The sequence below is a fragment of the Actinoallomurus bryophytorum genome (assembly GCF_006716425.1).
GTDB classification, from domain to species: Bacteria; Actinomycetota; Actinomycetes; order Streptosporangiales; family Streptosporangiaceae; genus Actinoallomurus; species Actinoallomurus bryophytorum.
In genome coordinates this window covers 1,690,128-1,715,415 of the sequence record NZ_VFOZ01000001.1, presented here as the reverse complement: position 1 = coordinate 1,715,415, position 25,288 = coordinate 1,690,128, and the positions used below count along the sequence as shown (strand labels likewise).

Below are 25,288 nucleotides of genomic sequence, written 5' to 3'. Positions count from 1 at the left end.
GCAGAATCGGCCCTAGCTCTAAGCGAACGACCAATGGTTACGTTGCGATCGTCGCAGCAATTTGGCACTTGACTGTTCGTTCTCCCGACCCTCGTCAGTACGGCAAGCGAGAAGGAGGGAATCAGCGTTGTCAGACTCCCACTTGTCATAGGCTCAGGCAAGCGTTGGCGTAAAGATTGGCACCAATCGTTATTCTGAGGCAACAGCGTGACGCAGGGGATATGGTATGCCCCTCTATCAGGGTTTCGGTCGGCCAGAGTTGTGCTGAGTATGGACGTCCAGGCTAACGGCGGACGGAATTCCCGTAGCGTGGCGGTACGCGACCTCTTGACGTCTTGAAGCAACCCCCGCCTGGGGTACGCCGGATCTCGTGCAGGGTCTGTTGCTCTTGGCGGGATTGTTCGTACTGGATGGGGCTGAGGTAGTTCAAGGCCGAGTGCTGGTAGCGGTTGTAGAACCCCTCGATGTAGGAGAAAACCTCGGTTTCAAGTTCGTGGCGGGTGGGCCAGGCTCGGTGGTGGATGAGGTCGGTCTTCACGTGGCGAAGAACGCTTCAGCCATCGCGTTGTCGAACGCGTCTGGAGATGAGGGTGAATCGCCCTGGCTTCGATAGAGACTCCGCTGCGGCCGATGCTGGCGGACGGCCATCATCGCCCGGAGTTGGGCGGGATTGGGCCCGAAACTTGCCGTGCGAATGGTCGACTGCAACGACTGCGCCACAAGCAATCACGGACGTACGGTCGACTCCCTCCACATGCCGTCCGTATTCCTTGTAAGCGGCAGGTCGCCCTCTTCAAGACCGAGCGGGCCGCGGCTGGTCCGGCTCCGGCGCAGACTGCACCCGAACACGGGGGAGTCGCGACAGCTGAGGCCGACTGCTATACAGCTCGGAAGTACAGCAACGCCGCCGCACGACCGCTCCCAGCCGCTTTTCGCATAACACTTCTGACCTCGGCAAGTAGACTGATGACCTGGGAGTGCGTGTAGTTCGCATCGAGGGGGTCACGTATCGCATGGCCCTCAATGGCCTGAGCGAGTGTGAAACGGAGCACGCACAGTCTCAGGTTCCTGCGGACTGGAGGGCACGCCCGTCGGCTAGAGGTGCGGGCTAGGACTTGCCGCACGAGGTACCTTCTTAGCAGCCCGAAGAGGTGAAACCAGGCCATCAACGGTCGACCTCAGGCAGAATGTGACCATGACTGCTTGGGCTGGCGTTCTCATCCCTGCTGGCGCCGGTCTCTTCGGCACTGCAGTTGGCGGGAGCTTGACTGTCTACGGGCAACGTCTCTCCGATCAGCGCCTGAACAGGCGCGAGCAAGGAACTCGTGAACATGCTCTGTTGATCAGGCGCCTTGAAATCGAGCGAGACACCGTTCTCGCGCTTCAAGACGCAATTGAGAAACATGTACGCCTGGTAATAGCCAACAAGCCAATAGGGGATCCGTCCAGGGAGCCGGCTGGACGTGAGGATGAAGAGAGCGAGCTTAACGGGAGCATCCTCAAACTACGATCTCGCCTGATGCATGCGGGGGCCACAGATGCTGTAGGTGACTACCTTGATACTGTGGCCGCTTACGAGGATCAGTCGACGAGCGAGAATCAAGTGCCATTGGGGCTTGCCTATGCGGAGGCTCAGGAGGCCCTCGGAGCGGCATTTAGGAGCGATGGCCCCCGGCCTCGGGTCAGCCCTTAGCAATCGTAATTATTCGTTGTGTTTCGAAAAAGCTTCGTGGCGGAGAGTGAATGCCAGCGCCACCCCCGGGTGCCTCGTCGGCCCAACGGGGACCAGAAGCCCATGGGAGTCCGAGCGGCGTAGCAAAGCGGACGACGACCAACGGCATATGTCCCAGTCGCTGGACAGTGTCGCCACGCTGCGTTTCGGGTTGGCTTGTCCTAGGCTTTCGGCCTATTAGGCCACAGACTGGAGAGCCTGCTTTTGCAACCCAGATGTGCGTACTTGAAGGCATCGTCCTCAGATGCTGAGCCGTTTCCGTATAGAGCGTAGGACGACGCGAGCGGTCCGAGTGGCCAGCAGGGCCGCGGTAAGGATCACGCAAGCGGCGAGGACGACGCCGAAGGTCCAAGGGTTGTGTGATCCGAGAGCTTGGAGGAGTGCCAGGGCAATGCTGACCGGAACGGTGGTCAGAGTGAACAGCACGAGCGCATTGTTTACGTGGCGTTTCTCGTTGTCTCTGGCCATGCGGTTGAAGTCGCTGATCTCTGTCAGTACCCGGTCGAAGCGTTCATGGAGCCGATGTTGCCGCTGGTAGGCGCCGAGAATCTGGTTGGGAACGCCATGGGTTGATAGATGCTGCCACCACAGTTCGTTCCGGAAGATGGTGACTCGTTGTTCGAGTTCGGCCATCGACGTCTGTGGCGGGTCGTCGAGCGCCGAGGCGAGGGCGTCTTCGAGCTGGCCGATGCCGTGAAACTGGAGAATGCCAATAAGGACGGCGTCGAGGTAGATGCTGTGGACGTATACCTCAGCGTGGTTGTAGAACGGGTCCTTCGCGCCGTCGTCCGAACGGCATCCCACCAATGCGGTGCCGCTGCGGAGGACGAGACCACGCCAGTCGGCGGACATCCGGATGCCCTCGAAGTCGGACGCGGCGCGCCATACTCCCGGGACGTCGCGTGGATCGGGTGGATGGTCGGTGCCGTTCGTGCGGGATGCCAGCGCCCAGAGCCACTGATCGGTGGTCGGCCATAGCGCGTACCGAGGGTGCCGGTACAGCCGCGGCAGGCGCCGACCCGTAGCCGTGACGAAGGCGAGGGTGTAGGGAACGTCCGATTCCACGATCGCCTGCTCGCCGAGTAGCCCTCGCGGATCGAATCCGTCGAGCTGGGCGCCCTGCCGTCGGGCGAGTGCCCGTATGACCCTGAGTGGGTTCGACCGAGCGGCATCGAGGTGGACGACGACCAGGCCGGACGCATTGGGCTCGTCGCTCAGCCGTATGGCTTCGAGGCCGATCACCCGAAGCCGGCCCACCGGATGATCGAGGGGCTTATGCCAGCGTCGGGCACGGTCGGCCGTGCCGTACAGGATGCGGGCGGTCCGCCGTGAGTAGTAGGTGGAGCGCGCCGCCGTGTCGCTCAGGACGTCGCCGTGCCGGAACGGCAGTGGTCCCTCATGCCAGTCAGGAGCTGTGGGAAAGGTGGCGTGGTAGATGGCGACGATGGCGGCTCTGGCCGGCCGTGTCATCGGTAGTAGGCCTCCACCTCGGGAAGGTCGAGGCGCACGATGTAGGTAGCCTCACCGGGCCGTTCGGGGTCGGTGATGAAGCGTACGCGTTCTCCGGTACGGATGGTCCGGAAACCCTCGGTGACGATGTCGGCATACATGAAGGTGTAATCGTCTCCGGTATCGACGTCGCGGACGACGTAGACGCCTGTGCGTCCGACGCTTCCGCTGCCGAACGGGCGTCGCTCGACGATGCGGCCGAGACGCTGCTGGGGGCGGGCGGATTCTCCGGTCATCCGAGATCCTCCACACAGCGGAAGCCGACGACGTTGCTGGCGCCCCGGCGGCGGTACAGCCCCTTGGAAGATGCGAGGACGGCGCGGAAGGGGTTGTCGTAGGAGCCGCCGCACATCACGATGTCGCCGGTCTCCTCGATGACGGTGGAGGTCAGCTCCCATATATTGCCGACCATCTGGCGGATTCCAAACGGCGACGTATTGTGCGGGTACGCGTCGACGGGCACGCGGGTCGCATCGCGAAGGCCGCCACGGTCGAGTTCTTCCTTCCATACCTCGTACGTGACCAGTGGCCGTCCGCTCCAGGTGTCGGCGCAGTTGACGGCGTCCAGGTCGACGTCATCGCCCCAGGGGAACAGGCGTCCGTCGTGGCCGCGGGCGGCGGCCTCCCATTCCAAAGAGGTGGGCAGGCGTTTCCCCTCGAAGCGTGCGAACGCGTATGCGTTCCACCAGTTGACGCAGACCGCCGGGTGATCCTCGTAAGCGGCGTTCTCGTAGTAGTCCGGTATGGCCAGCCGGTCCCGCCAGGGCTGATGGGTCTGCTCGGGCGGCATCTCCGGGTGATCCCACTGGCTGGATCCCTCGGGTTCGACGGCGGCGAGGAACCGCTTGTAGCGCCCCACGGTGACCGCGTGCCGGTCGAAGCGTACGGGCCTGTCGACGGTCCTGAGCATCAGGTGATGGCTCGGGCCGACCACATACGTTCCGGCTTCCAAGATGCAATCTTCGGCTCCGCTGTCGTGTCGGGACCGATAGTGCAGGAACGCGCGTGTCTGTTCCGACAGCAGCCGACCGGCGGCGCTGCGGTCGTGCCTGAGGTGTTCGGCGCTGAGCAGTTCCTGATAAGCGGAGTGACGGAACGCGATTCGTCCGTCGTCAACGGGCCGGAACAAGGCCCCTAACTTGAACGCCTCGAAGGTCAATTGATCACCCTCGAAGCAGTCGATGCCCAGGGCATTGAACACGTCGATCAGCGTGAATGTGGTGTGGCCCTGTAGCGCCGCGCCGCCGAAGTACTCGACGACACCGGGGAACTTCTCAGAGAGAGACGCGGCGGCCGTCACCCGTTCGAGGTGAGTCCACAACAGCTCAGGCAATGGCGCCGCCATGCCGAGCATGGCGGACAGACGCAGTTCGAGCGGCGAGCTGTCGGCTTCCCCCTCGCCGCGTTCGATGTCGTGCATGCGCAGGACCGAGAACCGCGGGATCTTCAGGGGGTCGACGCCCTGGGCATGCAGGTGCTGGACGAGTTTCTCCGACATCAGCGCCGATCCGTCGAGCAACCGGCGTACCTCGGGGGAATCTTCCAGGAACGACACGCGGGAACTCATGATGACCGCGGAGTCAGCAGACAAAATCTCTGACAGTTCGGCGAACAGGTCCAGGAACCCGGTCAGGGTGGTCTCGGATACGGCCTCGTCAATGCCGTCAAGCGCGCACACCACCGACCCGGAGCGGGCGAAGTAGTGAAAGACGTCGAAGACCCGTGATGTCTCGACCGCCATGCAGTCGGCGAGCGTACGGATGACGAAGTCTTCGAAGCTCTCGTCCTTGCGCTTGAGGCTCATATCGAAGTAGAAGCGGTAGCGCCGTACATTCGATTCGCGGCCGGCCGCGACCAGACGCTTGAGCAGCGTGCTCTTCCCGCTGCCCGAGCGGCCGACAACCAGGAGATTCCCGCCTGTCAAAGCCACCTCGGAGAGCAGATTCATCGCGTCGCCCAGGCGGGACAGCGTCATCTCGTTCGAGCGCTCGTCCGTGGTCAGCAGATCTGCTGAGAGCGGGAGACGCTCCTGCGCGGGTACGGCGTCGAGCGCCGGATGCGCTTCGGTCACCGTGTCGAGATGGGTTTCCAGGTCCACGACGGTGTCCATGAACCGGTCGTAGGTGACGACCCGATAGTCCTCGAACGCTTCGGCCTCTGCGTCTGTCTCGTCCACGACGAGGAATCGGGTGAGTTTGGGCAGCCGGGTCTGTAGCAGTTCTCCGCCCGTGCTCTCCAGCACCTGACGGAGTTCCCCGATACGCCGGGTCAACAGCAGCTCCACGTACTCGGTCCGCAGGCCGATCTCCCGACTGAACAACTGGTAGACCGTGTGTGCGGACAACTCGAAGCGCTTGGCCGGCCGGAAACCCAGCGTCAGATAGAGCCCCGCTAGAAACTCGGCCTTCTTCGCCACGAGCGGTGCGAGTCGGGGCACATCGCCGGTCAGTGCGGCGCTGCCCGTACCAGCGAACCAGACCAGGACATCGAGCAGCCGGCGTACGGCGGTCAGGCCGTCCTCTTCGGCGATCTCATAGCCGTCGTGCGCGGATCGGTTCCGCAGCCGCTGGATGTCGCCCAGCGCGTCGAGCACCGTGCCGCTGGAGATGTACGTACGACAGCCCTTGATCAGCTCACTGAGTGACTTCCCCGAAGGATCGCCGGGCACATCATGATGCCGCCACAGCTGCTTGAGGATCCGCTCGGTGATCTTCCCGACCCACGAGATCGCGTTCTCCGGGTAACCGTCCCCCAAGGACCGGATGGGGCGTTCGAAGTCCAGGCCGAGGTAGGTGGCGATCCGGGAATGATCGTCGAGCTCCGTCTTCAGACGGCTTAGCCGCTCGTCCAGTGCCGGGGTCATACTCGTGTCCCAAGAACGAAGGCGAAGCGATCCGGGAAGCTGAGGCGCTCCTCCTCGTGGCGCTGATCGATTTGCTCGATCCCGCGTTCTATCTGCTCATCGGTGAAGTTCGACAACAGCGACATGTATCGACTACGGACCATCGCCAGGTACTTCGTCTTGGTGAACGAAAGCGGAAACGACTCGTAGGTAAGTTCGGTCCGCAGGCCGTGCCTGCGCATGGCCGCCGCGACGTCCTCCGGATCTGGTTGGACCTGCTCAAAGAGTGCCAGGGCGTCGGCGAAAAGCGGATACTCGATGCTGACCGGGAGCATCACGACGAGCAGACGGCCCCCGTCCGCCAGTAACCCGGCAAGACCGTGCAGGACGCCTTGGCGGTCGTCTACGTGATGGATGGCCTCCTTGACCAGGATTACGTCGAGCCGGTCGTACGGCAGCCGAACGTCGCCGGATGCGATCTGTTCCGCAGACGCCTGCACCGGGAAATACGCATCTCCTGCGGGAAGCTGCTCCAGCATCTTCGCCGATGGATCGACGCACGCCACTCGGCCCGCGCGCTCGGCGAGACCTCGCGCGTACAGTCCAGTGCCACATCCGATGTCAGCCACTCGGTCATCGGTATCGACGCTGAGCCGGTCGACGATGCACTTGGTCATCCAGCGGATGAACTCAGGGCTGTATGCCCAGTTCTCGTCATATGTGTCCGCAAGCCGGTCGTAGTGAGCCCGCGTTTCACCCTGCACCGTGGGCAGCCCCTCCGCATTCCGACCGAACGTCCCACACACAGTAACCGCGCAGAGTGGACACCTCGTAACCCTGACCGCTCAAGGCCAGGAGGGAACCACAGCGGGGCGCAGACCACAGGTGGACGGCGACTGTTGACGCTGTTTTCGATCCGGGTGATGCTGGCCGGGTACGGCCAGGTCAAAGGATATTTCGCCTGGTCGCGGCGCCGGAGGTGGTTGGGATTCGTTTTGGGATCTTCTACGAGCACCAGTTGCCGCGGCCGTGGGAGGACGGGGCGGAGAGGCGGCTCTACCGGGACGCGCTCGAGCAGGTGGAGATCGCCGATCGGGTCGGGTTCGACTACGTCTGGGAGGTCGAGCACCACTTCCTCGAGGAGTACTCGCACTCCAGTGCCCCCGAGGTCTTCCTCGCCGCCGCCTCGCAGCGGACCAGGAACATCCGGCTCGGGCATGGGATCGTTCAGGTTCCGCCGCCCGTCAATCATCCGGCTCGGGTGGTGGAGCGGGTGGCGACGCTCGATCTCGTCTCCGACGGGCGGGTCGACCTCGGGACCGGGGAGGCCAGTTCGATGGCCGAGCTCGGCGGGTTCGGCGTGCCGCGGGGAGAGAAGCGTGCCATGTGGGAGGACGCCATGGAGGCGCTCGCCCGGATGTTCGTCGAAGAGCCCTTTGCCGGGTGGGATTCGAAGTATCTGCGGATGCCGCCCCGCAACGTGATCCCCAAATCCCTGCAGAAGCCGCATCCCCCCTTCTGGGTGGCCTGCTCGCGGCGCGAGACCATCCACTTCGCGGGGCGCAAGGGGATCGGGGCGTTGTCCTTCTCCTTCACCGAGCCGGAGGACGCCGGTGTCTGGGTGGAGGAGTACTACCGCCTGCTGGCATCCGAAGAATGCGTCCCCGCCGGCTTCGCGGTGAATCCGAACGTCGCGGTCGTGCTGCCGATGATGTGCCATGAGGACGAGGCCACGGCGATCGAGCGCGGCATCGACGGTGCGCACTTCTTCGGGTTCGCGCTCGCCCACTACTACGGGACCTCGCCCCATGAGCCCGGCCGTACGAGCGTCTGGGACGACTTCGTAAGCCATCGCGAGGCGCAGGGGTTCTCCCGGGAGGTCATCAGTGCCGACGACGCCCCGCTCGGGGTACGCGTCACGCGGCGGGGGACCGGGTCGCTGCGTGGTGCGATCGGTACGCCGGCGCAGGTCGCCGAGCTCGTCCGGCGGTACGAGGCGGTCGGGGTCGATCAGATCATCTTTGTGCTGCAGGCGGGGCCCAACAAGCACGAGCACATCTGCGAGAGCCTGGAGCTCTTCGGCGAACAGGTCATCCCGCGGTTCGCCGAGGGGCGGGAGGAGAAGGAGCGGGAAAAGGCGGAACGGCTGGCGCCCGCGGTCGAGGCGGCTCTGGCGCGCCGGGATCCGCCACGGCGGCAGGCCCCGTACCGCATCGACGAGGCCGCCGAACTGGCCCACGCCAGGCGTACCGTGCCCACCGGCGACAGGACACTCGGCGATCTCCTGACGGCCGGCCGTCAGGCTCTGCGGGCGAAAGGGCGGCGCGCGTTCGCGCGGTTCGTCTCCGCACGCTCCGATGACGAGCTCGAACGCGGGTTCGGGCCGGCCGCCCAGCGGGCCTTCTTCGCCGCCATGGTCCGCGCCTTCGACCCGGAGACGGCCATGGGGTTCAAGGGTGAGATCGAGTTCCGGCTCCGCCGTGCGGGCGTGGAGACGCCGTGGACCATCGAGATCACCGGGGACCGGGCGCGGGTACGGCCGGGCGCGGCCGAGGACGCGATCATCGGCATCCGCGGCGGTGTCGCGGACTTTCTCAGGCTGGTGGCCGGCGAGGCGCAGCCGCCCGCGCTCGTGCTCGAGGGCCGGCTGGAGATCGACGGAGATCTCGCGATCGCTCCGCGAATCGGGGAGATGTTCGGCGGCCCGTCGCCCTACTAGACCGTACGGCGAGGACGGATCCGGAAGGTCACCGACCGGCTCCGTAGTGCTCCGGTAAACCTTAAATCAGTAAATTTCGTGCCGAATCCTCAACTTCGTTGCCAACCGTTCACGCGATGACCGCGTCAGTTTCATGTACGCCGCAATGTTCGCGCGTACATGAAACGGGCAACGGAGGACACTGAATGCGAAAGTCGTTGATCACCGCTGGTCTTGCGGTGTCCATGCTCGTCGCCGGTTCGGCGTCGGCAGGCGCCGCGGCAGGCAGCGGCTGGCGGGTCACCTACGTGAGTCCCGAGACCGGCTACGACGACTTCGGCCTCTACGACGTCACCGCCACGAGTGCGAACGACGCGTGGGCCGTCGGGTCGACGCAGCAGGGCGGCGGCGGCGGAGGCGCTCTGGTGCGCTGGAACGGCAGCACCTGGAACGAGGTCACGGTTCCCGGCAGCACGGGTTCGTTCCTCAGCGTCGGCGGCTCGTCACCGAAGAACGTCTGGGTGATGGGCGTGACCGCCAACGGAGCCAGCGCCGCGTGGCACTGGAACGGCACCTCCTTCACGACCGCCTCCATCGGCGACTTCTTCACCTCGGACGTCGCCGTCCTGGGCCAGAAGAACGCCTGGGCCGTCGGGAACGCCGGGTCCGACGACGGTGCCGAGGGCAAGGCCCTGCACTGGGACGGCAGCACCTGGCAGAGCGTCGACACGCCGATGAGCGCGCGGAGGATCAGCGCGGTCTCGGCGAATGACATCTGGGCCGTGGGCGGGAACGACCAGCCCACCGCCATGCACTGGGACGGCACGGCCTGGACCATGTCGGACCTGCCGCAGGTCCCGATCCCCGAAGGGGAGAACGGCTTCTCCTACTTCAACGACGTCGTCGCCATCTCCTCCAGCAACGTCTGGGCGGTCGGGCGGCTCTACTGGGGCAGCGGTGAGGAGCTCCGCTCCGGGGAGCACAACCGGCCCGTGCTCATGCACTGGGACGGGCAGGCCTGGAGCCTGCAGCTCGGCCCCGAAGGAGACTTCCCGCTGAGCGCGGCCGCGGACGGCAACGGCGGCATCTGGTACTCCAGCATCAACAAGTCCTTCGTGCACATGGCCAAGGGCGGCAAGACCACGACCGTGCCCGTACCGACCGTCGACGGGCGTGAGGCGCCCGAGATCCGGCAGGTCGCCCACGTTCCGGGCGGCCCGACCATGCTGGCCGTCGGAGAGGTCGCACCCGCGCCCGGCGATGACGAGTCGTGGGATGCCATCGCCGAGCAGTACCGCTGACAGATCGGCCCCAAGGAGGACAACGATGCGAAGAACGTGGACGGCGTTCGCCGTGGCAGTGGCCACGGCGGCCGCGGTCGCCACGGTGGGCGGCGCCCAGGCGGAGCCCCGGACGAAGACTCCCAAGGCACCCACCTGGGGTGTCGCGCAGACCAACACCCTTCCGGGCGAGGACGGGATCAAGGCGATCACCGTCGCTCCGACCGGGAGCACATGGGCGGCCGGTTACCAGGCTGTGAGCGGCCACAGCGTCCCGCTCGTCCAGCACCTGCTGAGCGGGAAGTGGACCACCGTCAAGAGCCCGAGCAGCACGCTGGGTGAGATCAGCGCGCTGTCCGCGTCGTCGAGCAAGAGCGTCTGGGCGTTCGGCACCACCGACCCCGGCACGTTCGCCGCCCGTTGGAACGGCACGTCGTGGACCCGGTCCACGATGAGCACCGCCTACTACTACATCCAGGACGCCAGCGCCCTGAGCGCCTCCAACGTGTGGGCGGTCGGCGGCGACCAGACCAAGACCTCCTTCCACTGGACCGGTTCGAGCTGGAAGAAGGTCGCGCTCCCCGGTTCGGCCCGTTCGATCGCGGGTGTCTCCAGCACCCACGTGTACGCGGGCGGCACCTACAAGGGCCAGCCGGCCGTCATGCACTGGACCGGCTCGGCGTGGAAGGTCGCGGCCACGCCGAAGTTCACCCTTCCCCAGGCGGACGCCATGGGCGCGATCGACGACATATACGCGCCTTCGGCGAGCAACGTCTGGGCGTCCGGTGGCGTCGACTGGAGCTGCGGCGAGGACGGCGACAGCACCTGCACCCAGCCGGTCCTGCTGCACTGGAACGGCAAGAAGTGGTCCTCGATGACCTTCCCCGAGGGCTACGGCGCGTTCAACAAGATCACCGGTGACGGCGGCCTCGGCGTCTGGCTGCTGCGCGGCGGATGGGACCCGCAGCTCACGCACGTCGTCGGTGGTTCGGTCACCAACGTGACCGCACCGCGTCCGTCCGGCTACGACATCAACCTCACCACGCTGGCGAACCAGACCTCGACGGTCTGGGCGGGCGGCACCGCCTTCCCCGAGGGCGATCCGGACGACCCGACCGGCAACGGCCTGTACCTCCGTACCGGCTGATTTCCCACAACCTGCCAAAACAGGCCCGGTGCGCTCGTACCGGGCCTGTTTTGTGCCCAGCCGTCCCATGAGCGATGCTGTGAGCGTGTCAACGGAGACTCTCACCGGCGCCGAGCTGCGCCGCTTCCTGCACGGCCTGCCGGGCGTCGACCAGGTCGGTGCCGAGGAGCGGGCCGCACGCCTCGCCACGCGGTCGATCAAAAAGTCGGCCAAGGCGGAGGCGATCGACCTCGCCATCTCCATGGTGGACCTGACGACCCTCGAAGGCGCCGACACCCCGGGCAAGGTACGCGCACTGTGCGCGAAGGGAATGCACCCCGACCCGGGCGACGTGAGCGTGCCCAAGGTCGCCGCGATCTGCGTCTACTCCGACCTCGTCGCCGAGGCCGTACGCACGCTCGGGGACAGCGGTGTCGCGGTGGCCAGTGTCGCGACGGCCTTTCCCTCCGGGCGCTCGCCGCTGGAGGCCAAGCTCGCCGACACCCGGCAGGCCGTCCAGGACGGCGCGGCCGAGATCGACATGGTGATCGACCGGGGTGCCTTCCTGGCCGGCGACTACGACAAGGTCCACGATGAGATCGTCGCGACCAAGGCCGAGTGCGGCGAGGCGCATCTGAAGGTCATCCTGGAGACCGGCGAGCTGGTCACCTACGACAACGTACGCCGGGCGTCCTGGCTCGCCATGATGGCCGGGGCCGACTTCATCAAGACCTCCACGGGCAAGATGAGCCCGGCCGCGACGCCGCCGGTCACGCTGGTGATGCTGGAGGCCGTACGCGACTTCCGCGCCCGTACGGGCCGCCAGGTCGGCGTCAAGGCAGCGGGCGGTATCCGTACGACCAAGGACGCGATCAAGTACCTCGTGCTGGTCAACGAGACCGCCGGACCGGACTGGCTGACGCCCGAGTGGTTCCGGATCGGGGCGTCCTCGCTCCTCAACGACCTGCTGATGCAGCGTCGCAAGCTCACGACCGGCGTGTACGCGGGTCCCGACTACTTCACTCTGGACTGAGCCGATGTTCGAGTACGCGCCCGCGCCCGAGTCGCGCGAAATAGTCGACATCAAGCCCTCGTACGGCCTGTTCATCGACGGTGAGTTCGTCGACGCCGACAGGTCCTTCAAGACGGTCGACCCGGCGAGCGAGGAGGTTCTCGCCGAGATCGCCGAGGCAGACGCCGCGGACGTCGACCGTGCCGTCACCGCCGCCCGCAAGGCCTACGACGGTGTCTGGTCGCAGATGCCCGGCAGCGAGCGGGCCAAGTACATCTTCCGTATCGCCCGGATCATCCAGGAACGCTCGCGTGAGCTGGCGGTGCTGGAGTCGATCGACAACGGCAAGCCGATCCGCGAGTCGCGCGACGTCGACATCCCGCTCGTGGCCGCGCACTTCTTCTACTACGCCGGCTGGGCCGACAAGCTGGAGTACGCCGTACGTGACCCGCGGCCGCTCGGCGTGGCCGGCCAGGTCATCCCCTGGAACTTCCCGCTGCTGATGCTGGCCTGGAAGATCGCGCCGGCGCTCGCCTGCGGTAACACCGTCGTGCTCAAGCCCGCCGAGACGACACCGCTGACCGCGCTGGCCTTCGCGGAGATCTGCCGGCAGGCCGACCTGCCGCCCGGCGTGGTCAACATCGTCACCGGCGCCGGGGAGACCGGCCGGGCCCTGGTCGAGCACGAGGGCATCGACAAGGTCGCCTTCACCGGCTCGACCGACGTCGGGCGCCAGATCGCCCGCGCCGTCGCGGGCACGGACAAGCGCCTCACCCTCGAGCTCGGCGGCAAGGCCGCCAACGTGATCTTCGACGACGCCCCGCTCGACCAGGCCGTCGAGGGCATCGTCAACGGCATCTTCTTCAACCAGGGCCACGTGTGCTGCGCGGGGTCGCGGCTCCTGGTGCAGGAGTCCATCGCCGAGGAGCTCCTGGACCGCCTCAAGACCCGGATGGCGACCCTGCGAGTAGGCGACCCGCTGGACAAGAACACCGACGTCGGCGCGATCAACTCCGCCGAGCAGCTCGAGAAGATCCGGATGCTGTCGGAGGTCGGTGAGGAGGAGGGCGCGACCCGCTGGTCACCGCCGTGTGAGCTGCCCGACCGCGGCTTCTGGTTCGTGCCGACGATCTTCACCGATGTCGCCCAGTCGCACCGGATCGCCCGCGAGGAGATCTTCGGCCCGGTGCTGTCGGTGCTGACCTTCCGCACGCCACAGGAGGCCGTGGAGAAGGCCAACAACACCCCGTACGGCCTGTCCGCCGGTGTGTGGACCGAGAAGGGCTCGCGGATCCTGTGGATGGCGCAGCGGCTGCGCGCCGGGGTGGTGTGGGCCAACACCTTCAACAAGTTCGACCCGGCCTCGCCGTTCGGGGGATACAAGGAATCCGGCTTCGGGCGTGAGGGCGGACGTCACGGACTGGAGGCCTACCTGCGATGAGTGACCGGCTGAGTGTGCGCAAGACGTACAAGCTGTATGTCGGGGGAGCCTTCCCGCGATCGGAGTCCGGCAGGTCGTACACCGTGAACGATGCCAAGGGCGGTTTCCTCGCCAACGCCTCACGCGCCTCGCGCAAGGACGTACGCGACGCGGTCGTCGCCGCGCGCAAGGCCCAGTCCGGGTGGGCGGCCCGCACGCCGTACAACCGCGGCCAGATCCTCTACCGCGTCGCGGAGATGCTGGAGGGACGCCGCGAGCAGTTCACCGAGGAGCTGCGCTCCACCGGCCTGTCCAAGACCGCCGCACGCGCGGAGGTGGACGCCGCCGTCGACCGCTGGGTCTGGTACGCCGGGTGGGCGGACAAGATCGCGCAGGTCACCGGCACCGCCAACCCGGTCTCCGGGCCGTTCTTCAACTTCTCCACGCCGGAGCCGAGCGGCGTCATCGGCATCGTCGCCCCGGACGGCCCGCTGCTGGGTCTCGTGTCGGTGCTCGCCCCGGTGATCGCCGTGGGCAACACCGCCGTGCTGGTGGCCGCCGAGCCGTCCCCGCTGCCCGCGATCACGCTCGGTGAGGTGCTCGCCACCTCCGACCTGCCGGGTGGCGTCGTCAACATCCTCACCGGTCACCGCGCCGAGCTGGCGCCGTGGCTGGCCTCGCACATGGACGTCAACGGGCTCGACCTCACGGGGGTCTCCGGCGACCTCGCGACCGAGTGCGAACGGGCCGCCGCGGAGAACCTCAAACGGGTGCTCCGACCGGCTCAGTACGCGTGGACGGACGACCCTGGCACCATTCGGATGACCACATTCCTGGAAACAAAGACCGTCTGGCACCCGGTGGGCGTGTAGATCTTCGCCAATTGTGGAATAGATCCACCCGAAGCTGATCGAGCACGGGGGGATGGATCAGTGCCCACAAATACATTGACGCGTTCGACCGCCCGCCGTTCAACGGCGAGCACGAGCCGTACGAAGAGCGGCGCGGCCAAGAAGAAGGCCACACCTGCCAAGAAAACCACCAGCCGGACGGCTTCGGCGCGTAAGACCGCGCCGAAGACGAAGGCGACATCGCGGTCAACAACGGCCACGAAGTCGTCCGTCACTCCTGCGGCCGCGGCGACACGAGTGTCGTCCGCGGCCACGAAGGTGTCGTCCGCGGCGACCAAGATGACCGATGCGGCGAGCAAGGCGACGACCTCGGCGCAGGCGATGAACACCGCGATGAAGACGATGAACACCGCGACCAAGGCACTTGCCGTCGCGGCCGAGTCGCTCACCAAAGCGGCCAAGACCATCTCGGCCATCAAGCCACCGGCGGCGGCAGCGGCCAAGTCGGCCACGGCCGGCCGCAGCACCAGCCGTAGTACCACGGCCCGTAGGACGACCGCGGCGAAGAAGCCCGCCAAGTCCCGGACCACGGCGGCGAAGAAGACCACGACCAAGGCCAAGGCGACCGTGAAGAGGACGGCGTCGAAGGCCAAGTCGGCGGCCAAGCCGAAGGCTGCCGCCAAGCCGAGGGCCACCAAGCCCAAGGCGGCGCAGCCATCGTCGACCGGCACGGCCGTCGCTCGACCGTCGTCAGAGAGCGCCGGTGGCTTTCTGAACGGTCTCGTCGGCAGCAGGGGGCCGCTTTAGCCCCTGGTCAACACCGCCAACGCAGGCATTTCCGTCGTAGGCCGGGTCCAAGATGGGACCCGGTCGGGCGGATTGCCGATCTGCCACGGTCGATCTTCCACGACTCGGCCGCGGTGTGCGCCTTATGGGTGAGAGCTGCCACACTGTCCTCTTGAGGTGATCTGAACATGCAGGACAGTGAGATTCTCGGCCAGATCAACACCCTGGTGGACGAGGAGCACGCGCTCCGCGAACGCCTGCAACAGGGCGACCTGACCGCCAACGAGGAGCACCAGCGGCTGAAGAGCGTCGAGGAACAGCTCGACCAGTGCTGGGATCTCCTGCGCCAGCGGCGGGCCCGGCGCGACTACGGGGAGAACCCCGACGACGCGGCGTCCCGCCCTGCCGGTGAGGTCGAGGGCTACCTTCAGTAGCCCCGGCGATCAGTCGATCGGCCAGGTGTGGACCGGCGCGTTGGTGTGCATGTGCTCGATGTAGCGCTGCACCATCAGGCGTAGCGCCTCGGGCCGGTCACCGCCGATCGCATGGACCGTCCTGGCCTGCCAGGTGGCACCGTTGCGCCCGGCGATGCAGCGCTGCTCGATGATGCCGAGTAGCCGGTCGCGCACCACTCCGTCGACGCCCCACCGGTCGAGGCCGATGGCGGCCTGCGGCAGGAGCCGACGCAGCACCAGCTCGGTCACCGGGATCTCGCCGGCGCCGGGCCAGACCAGCATGGCGTCCATCCCGTCGCGCGCGCCGCGACGGAGGTTGTCGGCCGCGGAGGCGAACGACATGCCGCTCCACGGTGGCTCCTCCTCGTCGGCCAGGGCCCGGATGAGGCCGTAGTAGAACGCGCCGTTCGCCATGGTGTCGGCGACGGTCGGGCCGGCGGGCAGCACGCGGTTCTCCACCCGCAGGTGCGGCCGGCCCTGGGCGATGTCGTAGACGGGCCGGTTCCAGCGGTAGACGGTGCCGTTGTGCAAGGTGAGCTCGGCCAGGCTCGGCACCTCACCGCGCGCGAGCTGGTCCAGCGGGTCGTCCTCGTCGCACACCGGCAGCAGCGGCGAGAAGTACCGGGAGTTCTCCTCGAACAGGTCCAGGACCGAGGTGATCCAGCGTTCGCCGAACCACACGCGCGGCCGTACGCCCTGTTCCCGCAGCTCCTTCGCACGGGTGTCCGTGGCCTGCTCGAACAGCGGTATCCGGGTCTCGCGCCAGAGCTCGCGGCCGAACAGGAACGGTGAGTTCGCGGCGAGGGCGGCCTGGACGCCGGCGATCATCTGGGAGGCGTTCCAGTACGCGCCGAAGTCCTCGGGCCGTACCTGCAGGTGGTATTGGACGCTCGTGCACGCCGCCTCGGGCGAGATGCTGTCCGCGTGGGTCCGCAGCCGTTCGATCCCCTCGATGTCCAGGTGCATGTCCTCGCCCCCGCGTGCGGCAAGGATCTGCTCGTTCAGCAGCCGGTAGCGGGGGTTGGCGGACAGGGCCGACTCGGTGAGGTCGGCCTGACGCACGGTCGGCAGGATGCCCACCAGCATGAGCCGGGCGTCATGCCGGCGCGCACGCGCGTCCGCGTCGTTGAGCGCGTCGCGTACGGTCTGCTCGAGCGCACCGAGCGACTTGGCCGCCAGCGGGAACGGCGGAAGGTTCACCTCGATGTTGAACTGCGCCAGCTCGGTGGACCACTGCTCGTCGGAGATCGAGTCCAGAACGGCGGCATTGCGCATGGCCGGGCGGCCCGCGTCATCCACCAGGTTGAGCTCGATCTCCATCCCCATACTGGGCGGATCGGTCGCGAATCGTGAATCTCGCAGCAAAGCCGCGAATGCCTCAAGGCAGCGCTGCACCTTTTCGCGATACCGTCGCCGGTCCTCCGTGGAGACGGTGATCGCCGATACGTCCCTGCCCATACGCGCCTCCGGGATGTTGCTCTCACAGTGGCACGAATACCCGCAAATCTCCTAGGCCAAGACGGTGAGGATCACATCCCGGTCCGACGCGGCGTTCGCGATGAGTTTTCTGTGGCTGATGTGGCACTCTTTCAGCGCTTCGGCAATTATTCTCGCCTGCTGGGCGAGCCGTTCCTTGTCCTGTTCCGCCGCCTTGGTGGCCCGGCGCCGGTCACGCCACAGCTTGATCCAGATCGCGACGCCGACCAGGATCATCACGGCGGCCGGCACCGTGAGCATCGGGAGCCTGGCCACGATCGTGAGCACCAGGACCACGGCGCCGGTGATCGCCACGGCCAGTCCCTGTGACTCACCGGTACGGCTGATCGCGGCGGACCGGTCGATGGCCTCCAGGGCCTCCCCCAGCGCGGGCGCACCGTCCGGGCCGACAGGGAGGGCCTGACCGGACAGCCGTACGGTCACGGCGCCCGGCAGCGGGACCGACATCCTGCGGGCCAGGTCGTCGGCGATCGAGCGGATCCAGCGGCCGCCGACCCGCGCGGCCAGTGCGCGCGGCCCGCGGGCGGTCCGCTCGAACATGTCACCGCGCAGGAGGTCCAAGGTCGCGCCGGCGGGGGCGTCCCACGCCACGTGCCGCTCGGTGCTGCCCGTCTCGATGATCTGACGCAACTCGCGGGCGCGGGCCACCAGGTCCCGTTCGCCGAGGCTGCCCTCGTCGACGAGGGTGTTCAGCAGGTCGGCGAAGTCCGAGGCCGGCGCGGGCTCGAAGGGCCGCAGCGCCGCCTCCACGCGGGTCCGCAACACCGTCATACGCTCGGCCATGACGGGCGGTTCGGTCAGCGCGGTATCTCCCTGCAGCTCCCGCGGCAGTGACACCCGCGTCTTCCCGGCGGGGCCCGTGATGGCCTGCTGCCATCGGCCGAGCTCCCGGTCGGTGGCCTCGGGGGGCATCTCGTCGAGGAGCTCGGTCAGCCGCCGCTCGATGTGGTCGCGTCCCGGCTGGCCGAACGCGCCGTTGGCGCAGGCGATCCAGAGCTGCCGCTGCACGGCGGTCACCGTCGTGCCCAGAGACGGCAGCGACCGCGACAACCAGGGCACCGCCTCGTCGTGCCGCCCCGCCGTCGCCAGCCCGAGCGTGAGGAACAGCGTCGTACGGTCCTCGTCGCGGCTCACCGCCTCGGCGATGAACTTGTCCGCCGCCGCCTCATTGCCGCGTACGAGGGCGGACAGCGCCTCGGCGGCCGGGTTCAGCCAGTATCCGAGAGAGTCCTTCAGGTCCAGGGGCGGAGGGTCGGACGCGCCCTCGGCGAGCCCCATGAGGAGCCGGCGCGTACGGTGCCGCACGTCCGACTCACGGTCGAAGACCGCCAGCTCCAGCCGGATGTCGGAAAGCTCGACGAACGCGTCGAACGACGTCGCCAGCCGGTCGAGCCGGCGCTCGATCGTGCCCTGCACCTGTGACAGCTTCGACTGCAGCGCACGTGAGCGCTGCGCCGCATGGCTGCGGGCGGCCTCGACCTCGTCCTGAAGCTCTCTGATCCGGCGGTTCTGCCGGTAGTCGGTCCACCAGTCGTCGCTCATAGGCCCTTCCTCGCGTCGTTGCGGGACATATCGTCCCGGTTTATGCGACGTGAGGTGATCTACATGCGTTCCGGAGTGGTAACGCCCAGTAGATCCAGCCCCTTGGTGAGGGTATGCAACGTGAGCGCGCAGAGCGCGAGCCGCGACGCCTTCGTCTCCTCGTCCGACGCCTTCAGCACCGGGCAGTTCTCGTAGAACGTGGTGTAGGCGGAGGCGAGGTCGAACAGGTAGGCGCAGAGGCGGTGTGGCTCGGCGGCGTCCCCGGCGGCCTCCAGCGCACCGCCGAAGCCCAGCACGTGCAGCGCGAGCGCCCGCTCGGCGTCGTGGCCGATCGCGATCGGCCCGATGGCGTCCTCCGGAGTGAGGCCACCCCGCCGGAAGATCGAGCGGATCCGCGCCGCGGCGTACTGGAGGTACGGGCCGGTGTTGCCCCGGAAGGAGATCATCCGGTCGAAGTCGAAGATGTACTCGCTGTCGCGCGCCACCGACAGGTCGGCGTACTTGACCGCGCCGATGCCGACCGCCTCGACCACCTCGCGCCGGCTCACCTCGTCGAACGCCTCGTCGTGGGGTACGTCGTCGAACGCCGCGCCGGCCCGCTCGACGGCCTCGTCGAGCAGCTCGGTCAGCTTGATCGACTTGCCGCTACGGGTCCGGAAGATCTTCCCGTCGGCCCCGAGGACGTTGCCGATCTGGGCGTGCTCCGCGGCGACGTGCTCCGGCAGCCAGCCCGCCATCCGCGCCACCGCGAACACCATCTGGAAGTGCAGGGCCTGCTGCGAGCCGACGACGTAGATCATCCGGTCGGCGGTCAGCTTGTCGACCCGGTAGCGGATCGTGGCCAGGTCGGACGTGGAGTAGTTGTAGCCGCCGTCGCTCTTGCGGATGATCACCGGCAGCGGATCGCCGTCCCGGCCCGCGTAGCCGGGCGGGAAGACGCAGAGCGCGCCGTCGCTGATCACGGCGATGCCGTCCGCGCTCAGCTGGTCGGCGGTGTCGGCGAGCATGTCGTTGTAGAAGCTCTCACCGCGGATGTCGTCGTCGGTGAGCGTGACCCCGAGCCGGCCGTAGATCATGTGGAGGTAGACCTTCGACAGGTCGACCAGCCGTTCCCAGTGCCGCATCGTCTCGGGGTCGCCGGACTGCAGGCTCACCAGCCGCCGCCGTGACCGCTCGGTGAACGCCGGGTCGCCGTCGAACCTGGCCCGCGCCGTCTGGTAGAAGGCGTTGGGGTCGGTCTCCAGGAGCAGGCCCTCCTCGGAGTCCTCACCGACGTCGAGTAGGTGCTCGATCAGCATGCCGTACTGCGTGCCCCAGTCGCCGAGGTGGTTGTCGCGGACCACGTGGTGCCCGAGGAACTCCAGCACCCGCGCGATCGCGTCACCGACGATCGTCGTACGGAGATGCCCGACGTGCATCTCCTTGGCGACGTTGGGGGAGGAGTACTCCACGATCGTCGTACGCGGCGCGGCGACCGGCTCGACGGACAGCCGCTCGTCGCCGTGCATCAGCTGCGCCCGCCCGGCGATCCATTCGTTCCTCAGCGTCAGGTTGATGAAGCCGGGCCCGCTGATCTCCACGGTCTCGCACATGTCGGCGACGTCGAGGTGCTCGACGATCGCGGTCGCGATGTCGCGCGGCTTTCGGCCCAGCTTCTTGGCCAGTGGCAACGCCACGTTGGCCTGGAAGTCGGCGAACTGCGACGGCCGGATCACCGGATCCGCGTCGGGCTCCCCGAAGGCCGCACCCAGGGCGGCCTGGACACGAGCGGCGAGAACATGCTGCGGATCGGACATGAAGGGATTCCTCAGGAGTACGGCGTAGGCGACTCGGGCAGTGAAGTCGCGGAGTCCTTCAAAGCCTATCGGCGTAACCGCGCAGGGCCGACCTCATATCGCCCGGTCGGCCGCGTCCCGGCCGTGGGAAGGGCGGGACCACTCCGTACGTATGCGACAGACGTGACGGAACCGGCGGCAGGCTCCTTCGGCAAGTGAGGGCGACGGCGCGAGGACCAAGTGTCCGCCGATACCTGCCCTAGTCGCGGGTGCCGACCACGGTGAAGGAGAGGCCGGCGCGCTGGAGCCGCTCCAGCAGGGCGTCGCCCATCGCCTCGGCGGTGGTGACCTGTCCGGCGGTCTTGGGCAGGTCGTCATAGGCGAGGGACATGGCCGACTCGGCGAGCATCTTGGCGGTCTCGTCGTAGCCGGGGTCGCCGCCGCTGACCTTCGTGACGATCTTCTGGTCGCCCGCCTCGCCGATGAAGTGCACGCTGAACCAGCTCTTGGCACGCTTCTCGGCCGAGGGGCCGTCCCCGGGCTTCACCCGGCCGAGCAGCCAGCCGCGTACCGGCGGGATGCGGGTCGCGGTCATCAGGCCCGCCGCGCCGGCGACCAGCCCGGCCGCGGCCGGAAGGCGCTTCATCGCCACGAAGTGGCTGTAGGAGAAGTCGGGGCCGTACGCGTCGAGTGCCGCCGCCGAGCGCCGGACGATCTCAGGGTCGATGGTGGGCAGCGGCAGCGCCCAGACGCCCAGGCCGGAGTTGCGGTGCGGGCGGCCGGCCACCGCGCGGACGCGACGGTCCCGCAGCGAGGGCTCGGCCTTGCGGCGCCGCCGATGAGCGTCCTTGGTCTCGCCGCCGCGCGACAGCGCGTTGATCGCGGAGTGGTACGTCCCACCGGAGAACGTGGCGTCCACCCGCAGGTATCCGCGGACGTGCATCGGCAGGCCCGCGGGAAGCCGCTGGATCGTGAAGTAGACGCCCAGATCGTGCGGGATCGAGTCGAACCCGCACGCGTGCACGATCCGCGCGCCGGTCTCGACCGCGCGCTCGTGGTACTTGGTGTACATGAGGTCGACGAACTCCTGTTCGCCGGTCAGGTCGACGTAGTCCGTACCGGCCTCGGCGCAGGCCGCGACCAGCGGCTCGCCGTAGTGGAGGTACGGGCCGACCGTCGTCATGACGACGCGCGCCGACGAGGCGAGCTCGCGCAGGGAGTCCGGGTCGGTGACATCGGCCCGCAGCAGCGGCACGTCCACGCCGAGCCGGTCCCGCAGCGCCCCGAGCCGGTCCAGGTCGCGGCCGGCCAGCGCCCAGGTGCCCTCGGCGGGCATGTGCTCGGCCAGGTAGGCCGCGGTGAGCCCTCCGGTGAACCCGGTCGCGCCCATCAGCACCACGTCGTAGGACCGCTCCATGTGACCTCCCGTTGGTTACCGGTGAGTAAACCATGCGGGCCGCGGACTTGCCGTCAGGTCAGCGGGACTCCTCGCGGCGGGGGAGCCGATGCGGGCGGGTCGCCGCGATGCGCTCGCCGATCTGCTCGACGATCCGGCTCTCGGCCAGGTCGCGGGCCAGCACGCAGGCCGCGGCCACTCCGGGGGCGCGTGACGCGCCGTGGGCGATCACGACCGTGCCGTTCAGGCCGAGCAGCACCCCGCCGCCGTACGTCTCGGAGTCCAGCCGGTCGCGCAGGAGACGCAGACGCCGCCGCTGGAGCAGTGCGCCGAACTTGGCGCTGCGGCTGGCGGTCACCGCCTCGCGCATCTCGGCGACCACGAGCCGTACGGAGCCCTCGACCGTCTTGAGCGCGACATTGCCGGTGAACCCGTCGGTCACCACGACGTCCACCTTGCCGGCCAGCAGGTCCGAGCCCTCGACGTTCCCGGCGAAGTCCACGCCCTCCACGTCGCCGGTCAGCAGCTCGTGCGCTCGCCGGGTCAGCTTGTTGCCCTTGCCCGCCTCCTCGCCGATGCTCAGCAGCCCGACGCGTGGTGACTCGGTGCCCAGCAGGATGCGGGCGTACGCGGTGCCGAGCATCGCGAACTGCACGAGCATCTCCGGCTTGGCGTCGGCGGTGGCCCCCGCGTCCAGGAGCACCGTCGGGCGGGGCCGCGTCGGCAGCACGACGGCGATCGCGGGCCGCGTCACGCCGGGCTGGCCGCGCAGCCGCAGCCGGGACGTGGCGACGACGGCACCGGTCGACCCGGCCGACACCAGCGCCGACGCGTGTCCCCGCCGGATCAGCCGGCACGCGACGGCCACCGACGAACGCGGCCGGCGCAGGCCGGCCAGGGCGCCCTCATCCATGCCGACGACGTCCTCGGCGTTCACGACCGGGATCTCGTCGAGGGCCTCGTGCGCGGCGAGGATCTCGCGGATCCGCGCGGCATGGCCGACGAGTATGGGCCGTACCCCGTGCTCGCGTACGGCGGTGATCGTGCCGGCCACCACCTCGCCGGGCGCGTTGTCACCGCCCATCGCGTCCACGACGATGCGCTTGCTCGGGGCGCCGGTCCGCAGACTCATGCCGCCCCGTCCGATGGCTCGACGCTGCATTCGCGCAACGTACCGTGATCCCTGGTCCGGCCGTTCACCGGTCACGATCCTGACAGCCCTGGCCGAGGCAGTGGGTACGGACGACCTCGCGCCCGGCGACCGTGATCACGAACTCCTGGCGCGGATGTGCGGATCCGGCGTCGGAGGCGACCGCGTCCACCCGTACGGGCTCGTCACGTGTGGTACGGCCAAGGCACTGGACGCGGACGATGGAGATGGTGTCGGCCGACAGCGTCCGGCACTGCATGCCCTTCCTGATCGTGTAGCCGAGACCGTGCATCTCCTCCGTCGCGCCGCGGGCGGTCGCGTTCCGCAGCGAGCTCTCCGAGACCTTTCGTACCGGGTCGGTGCACGACGCGGTGGCGAGCGGCGGCAGGAGCAGCGGCACGAGCAGCAGGACCGCGCGCCTCCTCACAGCCGCTCGACCGCCTCGGCGACGACATCGGGCCGGTCGATCTGCACCAGGTGCCCGGTACGGGGCAGCACGACGTGTCCTCCGCGCGGGCTGAGCGCGGCGAGGTCCGCGTGCGCGCTCTTCCAGTCCTCGCCGTCGCCACGTACGTCGCCGAGTGCCGTGATCACCTGGAGCGGGACGTCCGGGAACGGCGCCGACTCCCGCAGGGCGAGAAGATCGGCGGCGGCCTGCCGGTACCCGGCGTTCTCGGCGAGGAGAGCGCCGAGCACGTGCGGCCGCGTGTAGACCGCCCGCACGAACTCCGGGGGCGCCACGTCGCCGGCCTCGGAGATCCTGCGCATCACCAGGCCGCGGATGCGCGGCCCCGCGAACCAGGCGATCCCGGTCAGACCCGCCGCCCGCCCGGCGAACCTGGCCGCGGGCGCGAGCCGGCTGAGCCGCCGGGCGTGCCGTGGCGCGTCCTGCTCGGCACTCGGATCGACCAGGACCATTCCGTACAGCAGGCCGGGGTACAGCCGTGCGAACGCCTCCGCGTGGAAGCCGGCGAGGGAGTGCGCGACCACGATCACCGGTGGCCCGGCCCAGCGGGCGAGTCCCGCGAGCCGGGCGGCCTCTTCGCGCAGGCCCGCCCGCCGGCGCGCCGGCGGGCTGCCGCCGAGGCCGGGCCGGTCGAAGGCGATGACCCGGTGACGGCCGCGGAGCCGCTCCATCACCGGAATCCAGTCGAACCACGCGCCGCCGAGTCCGGAGCTCAGCAGCACGGGAGGCGTGCCGGCCCCTTCTGAGACGGCGTGCAGGGTGTCCTCGCCGACGAGCACGAACTCGCCGGGAAGCTGGGCGTTCACGTTCTCGCGGCCTCCGTCGGAGGCCGCCCGGCCGATCGCCGTCCCGCGGGCGGCGCCGGGGGAGACGGCTTCGGACGGGTGCCGTGGGGACCGGGAGACGCCCGGTGCCCGGACTCGCGACGGGGGGACGGACGGTGGCGGTCGGCGTACAGCTGGCCGGCGATGACGAACAGCCAGAGCGACACCACCGCCACCTGGACACGCTCCATCACGCCGAGGAGGACGCCGAAGTACATCAGCGGCAGCGTCGCCAGGGCGGTGGCGGTCTCCGCCAGCAGAAGGAGCCAGCTCCATCGCGCGATCACCGGCCAGCGGCGGCTGCGCCGGGACGCGATGGTCAGCGCGATCAGGCTCACGATGCCCGCGGTCACCACGCACACGCTCGTCACGCTGTGGAACTGGTGGGCGAAGGAGACCTTTCCGGCGCGTTCGCGCAGTGCGCAGGTGGTGTCGGAGTTGGGCGCGCAGTCCATCGCGAACAGTGAGTCGGCGATCGAGAACACGCCGAAGACCACGAGCGCCAGCCAGCCCGCCAGCGCACAGCCGCGCGGTCGTACCCAGCGGAGCACGGTGACCACAACGGTGATCGTCAGGAGCCCGGAGACGAAGTCGCCGGCCGCGAACAGATAGTGGTGGGGCTGGTCGCTGGCGGAGAGTTCACTTACGTAGCCGTTGACCGGATCGAGGCCCGGGTTGAGGACGAACTGGAGCACCCAGGAGGCGTAGGCGACCCCCGCCAGGGCGGCAAGCAGCCACGCGAATGCCGGCACCGGCTCGCGTGAACCCCCCTGCGAGCTCACAGACTTGGTCTTCAAGGCTCCCCCCGCCCCGAGTCCAAGCATAGGTACCCAGGCGACGGTCGCGATGACCGCCCAGGGCCGTGACCTGCTTCGACGCGGGAGAGGGCGACCACAGAGCCCACACGGACAGGGCCGCACCACCGCA

The 25,288-nt window shown here is 68.2% G+C and carries 22 protein-coding genes; 7 read left to right on the top strand and 15 right to left on the bottom strand.

Annotation, left to right across the window (positions count from 1 at the left end; all coding sequences use genetic code 11):
* Positions 1-283: 283 nt before the first annotated feature.
* From FB559_RS46620 to FB559_RS08035, 6 genes are all read right to left on the bottom strand, one after another.
* Positions 284-538, bottom strand: a complete 255-nt coding sequence (locus tag FB559_RS46620; RefSeq protein WP_141954905.1) for an IS3 family transposase — start codon at positions 536-538, stop codon at positions 284-286.
* A gap of 627 nt (positions 539-1,165) precedes the next feature.
* A complete protein-coding gene (locus FB559_RS08055; RefSeq protein ID WP_141954903.1) occupies positions 1,166-1,387 on the bottom strand; it encodes a hypothetical protein in 222 nt (73 codons plus the stop codon).
* Between the two features lie 585 nt (positions 1,388-1,972).
* The gene (locus FB559_RS08050; protein WP_141954901.1) at positions 1,973-3,202 is read right to left on the bottom strand and encodes a hypothetical protein; all 1,230 of its coding nucleotides are present in this window, start codon (positions 3,200-3,202) and stop codon (positions 1,973-1,975) included.
* Positions 3,199-3,477, bottom strand: coding sequence for a hypothetical protein (locus FB559_RS08045; RefSeq protein WP_141954898.1), 279 nt, complete (start codon positions 3,475-3,477; stop codon positions 3,199-3,201). Before FB559_RS08045 ends, FB559_RS08050 begins: the two co-directional genes overlap by 4 nt.
* Entirely contained in the window at positions 3,474-5,834 is a 2,361-nt protein-coding gene (locus FB559_RS08040) for an SUMF1/EgtB/PvdO family nonheme iron enzyme (protein WP_221639923.1), read from the bottom strand. Before FB559_RS08040 ends, FB559_RS08045 begins: the two co-directional genes overlap by 4 nt.
* Positions 5,835-6,100: 266 nt before the next feature.
* On the bottom strand, positions 6,101-6,847 hold the full coding sequence (locus tag FB559_RS08035) for a class I SAM-dependent methyltransferase (protein ID WP_221639922.1): 747 nt from the start codon (positions 6,845-6,847) through the stop codon (positions 6,101-6,103).
* A gap of 254 nt (positions 6,848-7,101) precedes the next feature.
* Between FB559_RS08035 and FB559_RS08030 the strand changes: the two genes are divergently transcribed.
* The 6 genes from FB559_RS08030 to FB559_RS08005 all read left to right on the top strand — a co-directional run bounded on the left by FB559_RS08030 (position 7,102) and on the right by FB559_RS08005 (position 14,491).
* Positions 7,102-8,802: an LLM class flavin-dependent oxidoreductase gene (locus tag FB559_RS08030; RefSeq protein WP_221639921.1), complete on the top strand. Its 1,701-nt coding sequence runs from the start codon at positions 7,102-7,104 to the stop codon at positions 8,800-8,802.
* 185 nt (positions 8,803-8,987) lie between these two features.
* A complete protein-coding gene (locus FB559_RS08025) occupies positions 8,988-10,082 on the top strand; it encodes a hypothetical protein (RefSeq protein WP_141954892.1) in 1,095 nt (364 codons plus the stop codon).
* 25 nt (positions 10,083-10,107) lie between these two features.
* Positions 10,108-11,208, top strand: coding sequence for a hypothetical protein (locus tag FB559_RS08020; protein ID WP_141954890.1), 1,101 nt, complete (start codon positions 10,108-10,110; stop codon positions 11,206-11,208).
* A gap of 85 nt (positions 11,209-11,293) precedes the next feature.
* Positions 11,294-12,220, top strand: coding sequence for a deoxyribose-phosphate aldolase (gene deoC, locus FB559_RS08015; RefSeq protein WP_246121414.1), 927 nt, complete (start codon positions 11,294-11,296; stop codon positions 12,218-12,220).
* A 4-nt stretch (positions 12,221-12,224) separates the two neighbouring features.
* The gene (locus tag FB559_RS08010; RefSeq protein WP_141954886.1) at positions 12,225-13,640 is read left to right on the top strand and encodes an aldehyde dehydrogenase family protein; all 1,416 of its coding nucleotides are present in this window, start codon (positions 12,225-12,227) and stop codon (positions 13,638-13,640) included.
* Positions 13,637-14,491 (top strand): aldehyde dehydrogenase family protein, encoded by an 855-nt coding sequence (locus FB559_RS08005; RefSeq protein WP_141954884.1) that lies wholly within the window; start codon positions 13,637-13,639, stop codon positions 14,489-14,491. Before FB559_RS08010 ends, FB559_RS08005 begins: the two co-directional genes overlap by 4 nt.
* On the opposite strand, the gene FB559_RS08000 is transcribed toward FB559_RS08005, so the two are convergent.
* On the bottom strand, positions 14,404-15,201 hold the full coding sequence (locus tag FB559_RS08000; RefSeq protein ID WP_141954882.1) for a hypothetical protein: 798 nt from the start codon (positions 15,199-15,201) through the stop codon (positions 14,404-14,406). The two genes, FB559_RS08005 and FB559_RS08000, sit on opposite strands and share 88 nt — an antisense overlap.
* A 243-nt stretch (positions 15,202-15,444) precedes the next feature.
* On the opposite strand from FB559_RS08000, the gene FB559_RS07995 reads away from it, so the two are divergent.
* Complete coding sequence (locus tag FB559_RS07995) at positions 15,445-15,690, top strand: DUF2630 family protein (protein WP_141954880.1); 246 nt, start codon at positions 15,445-15,447, stop codon at positions 15,688-15,690.
* Positions 15,691-15,699: 9 nt separating this feature from the next.
* On the opposite strand, the gene FB559_RS07990 is transcribed toward FB559_RS07995, so the two are convergent.
* The 8 genes from FB559_RS07990 to FB559_RS07955 all read right to left on the bottom strand — a co-directional run bounded on the left by FB559_RS07990 (position 15,700) and on the right by FB559_RS07955 (position 25,158).
* Entirely contained in the window at positions 15,700-17,031 is a 1,332-nt protein-coding gene (locus FB559_RS07990) for a glutamate-cysteine ligase family protein (protein WP_246121412.1), read from the bottom strand.
* Positions 17,032-17,220: 189 nt separating this feature from the next.
* Positions 17,221-18,750 (bottom strand): hypothetical protein, encoded by a 1,530-nt coding sequence (locus tag FB559_RS07985; protein WP_141954876.1) that lies wholly within the window; start codon positions 18,748-18,750, stop codon positions 17,221-17,223.
* 59 nt (positions 18,751-18,809) lie between these two features.
* Positions 18,810-20,546: an arginine--tRNA ligase gene (argS, locus tag FB559_RS07980; protein WP_141954874.1), complete on the bottom strand. Its 1,737-nt coding sequence runs from the start codon at positions 20,544-20,546 to the stop codon at positions 18,810-18,812.
* Positions 20,547-20,784: 238 nt separating this feature from the next.
* Positions 20,785-21,942: a saccharopine dehydrogenase family protein gene (locus FB559_RS07975; protein ID WP_141954872.1), complete on the bottom strand. Its 1,158-nt coding sequence runs from the start codon at positions 21,940-21,942 to the stop codon at positions 20,785-20,787.
* A gap of 58 nt (positions 21,943-22,000) precedes the next feature.
* The gene (gene plsX / locus FB559_RS07970; protein ID WP_425455055.1) at positions 22,001-23,083 is read right to left on the bottom strand and encodes a phosphate acyltransferase PlsX; all 1,083 of its coding nucleotides are present in this window, start codon (positions 23,081-23,083) and stop codon (positions 22,001-22,003) included.
* Positions 23,084-23,117: 34 nt separating this feature from the next.
* A complete protein-coding gene (locus FB559_RS07965) occupies positions 23,118-23,498 on the bottom strand; it encodes a hypothetical protein (protein ID WP_141954870.1) in 381 nt (126 codons plus the stop codon).
* Positions 23,495-24,343 carry an alpha/beta fold hydrolase gene (locus tag FB559_RS07960; RefSeq protein WP_246121410.1) on the bottom strand — a complete coding sequence of 283 codons (849 nt, stop codon included), beginning with the start codon at positions 24,341-24,343 and terminating at the stop codon, positions 23,495-23,497. Before FB559_RS07960 ends, FB559_RS07965 begins: the two co-directional genes overlap by 4 nt.
* A complete protein-coding gene (locus FB559_RS07955; protein WP_185792093.1) occupies positions 24,340-25,158 on the bottom strand; it encodes a DUF998 domain-containing protein in 819 nt (272 codons plus the stop codon). Before FB559_RS07955 ends, FB559_RS07960 begins: the two co-directional genes overlap by 4 nt.
* Between the last annotated feature and the right edge of the window lie 130 nt (positions 25,159-25,288).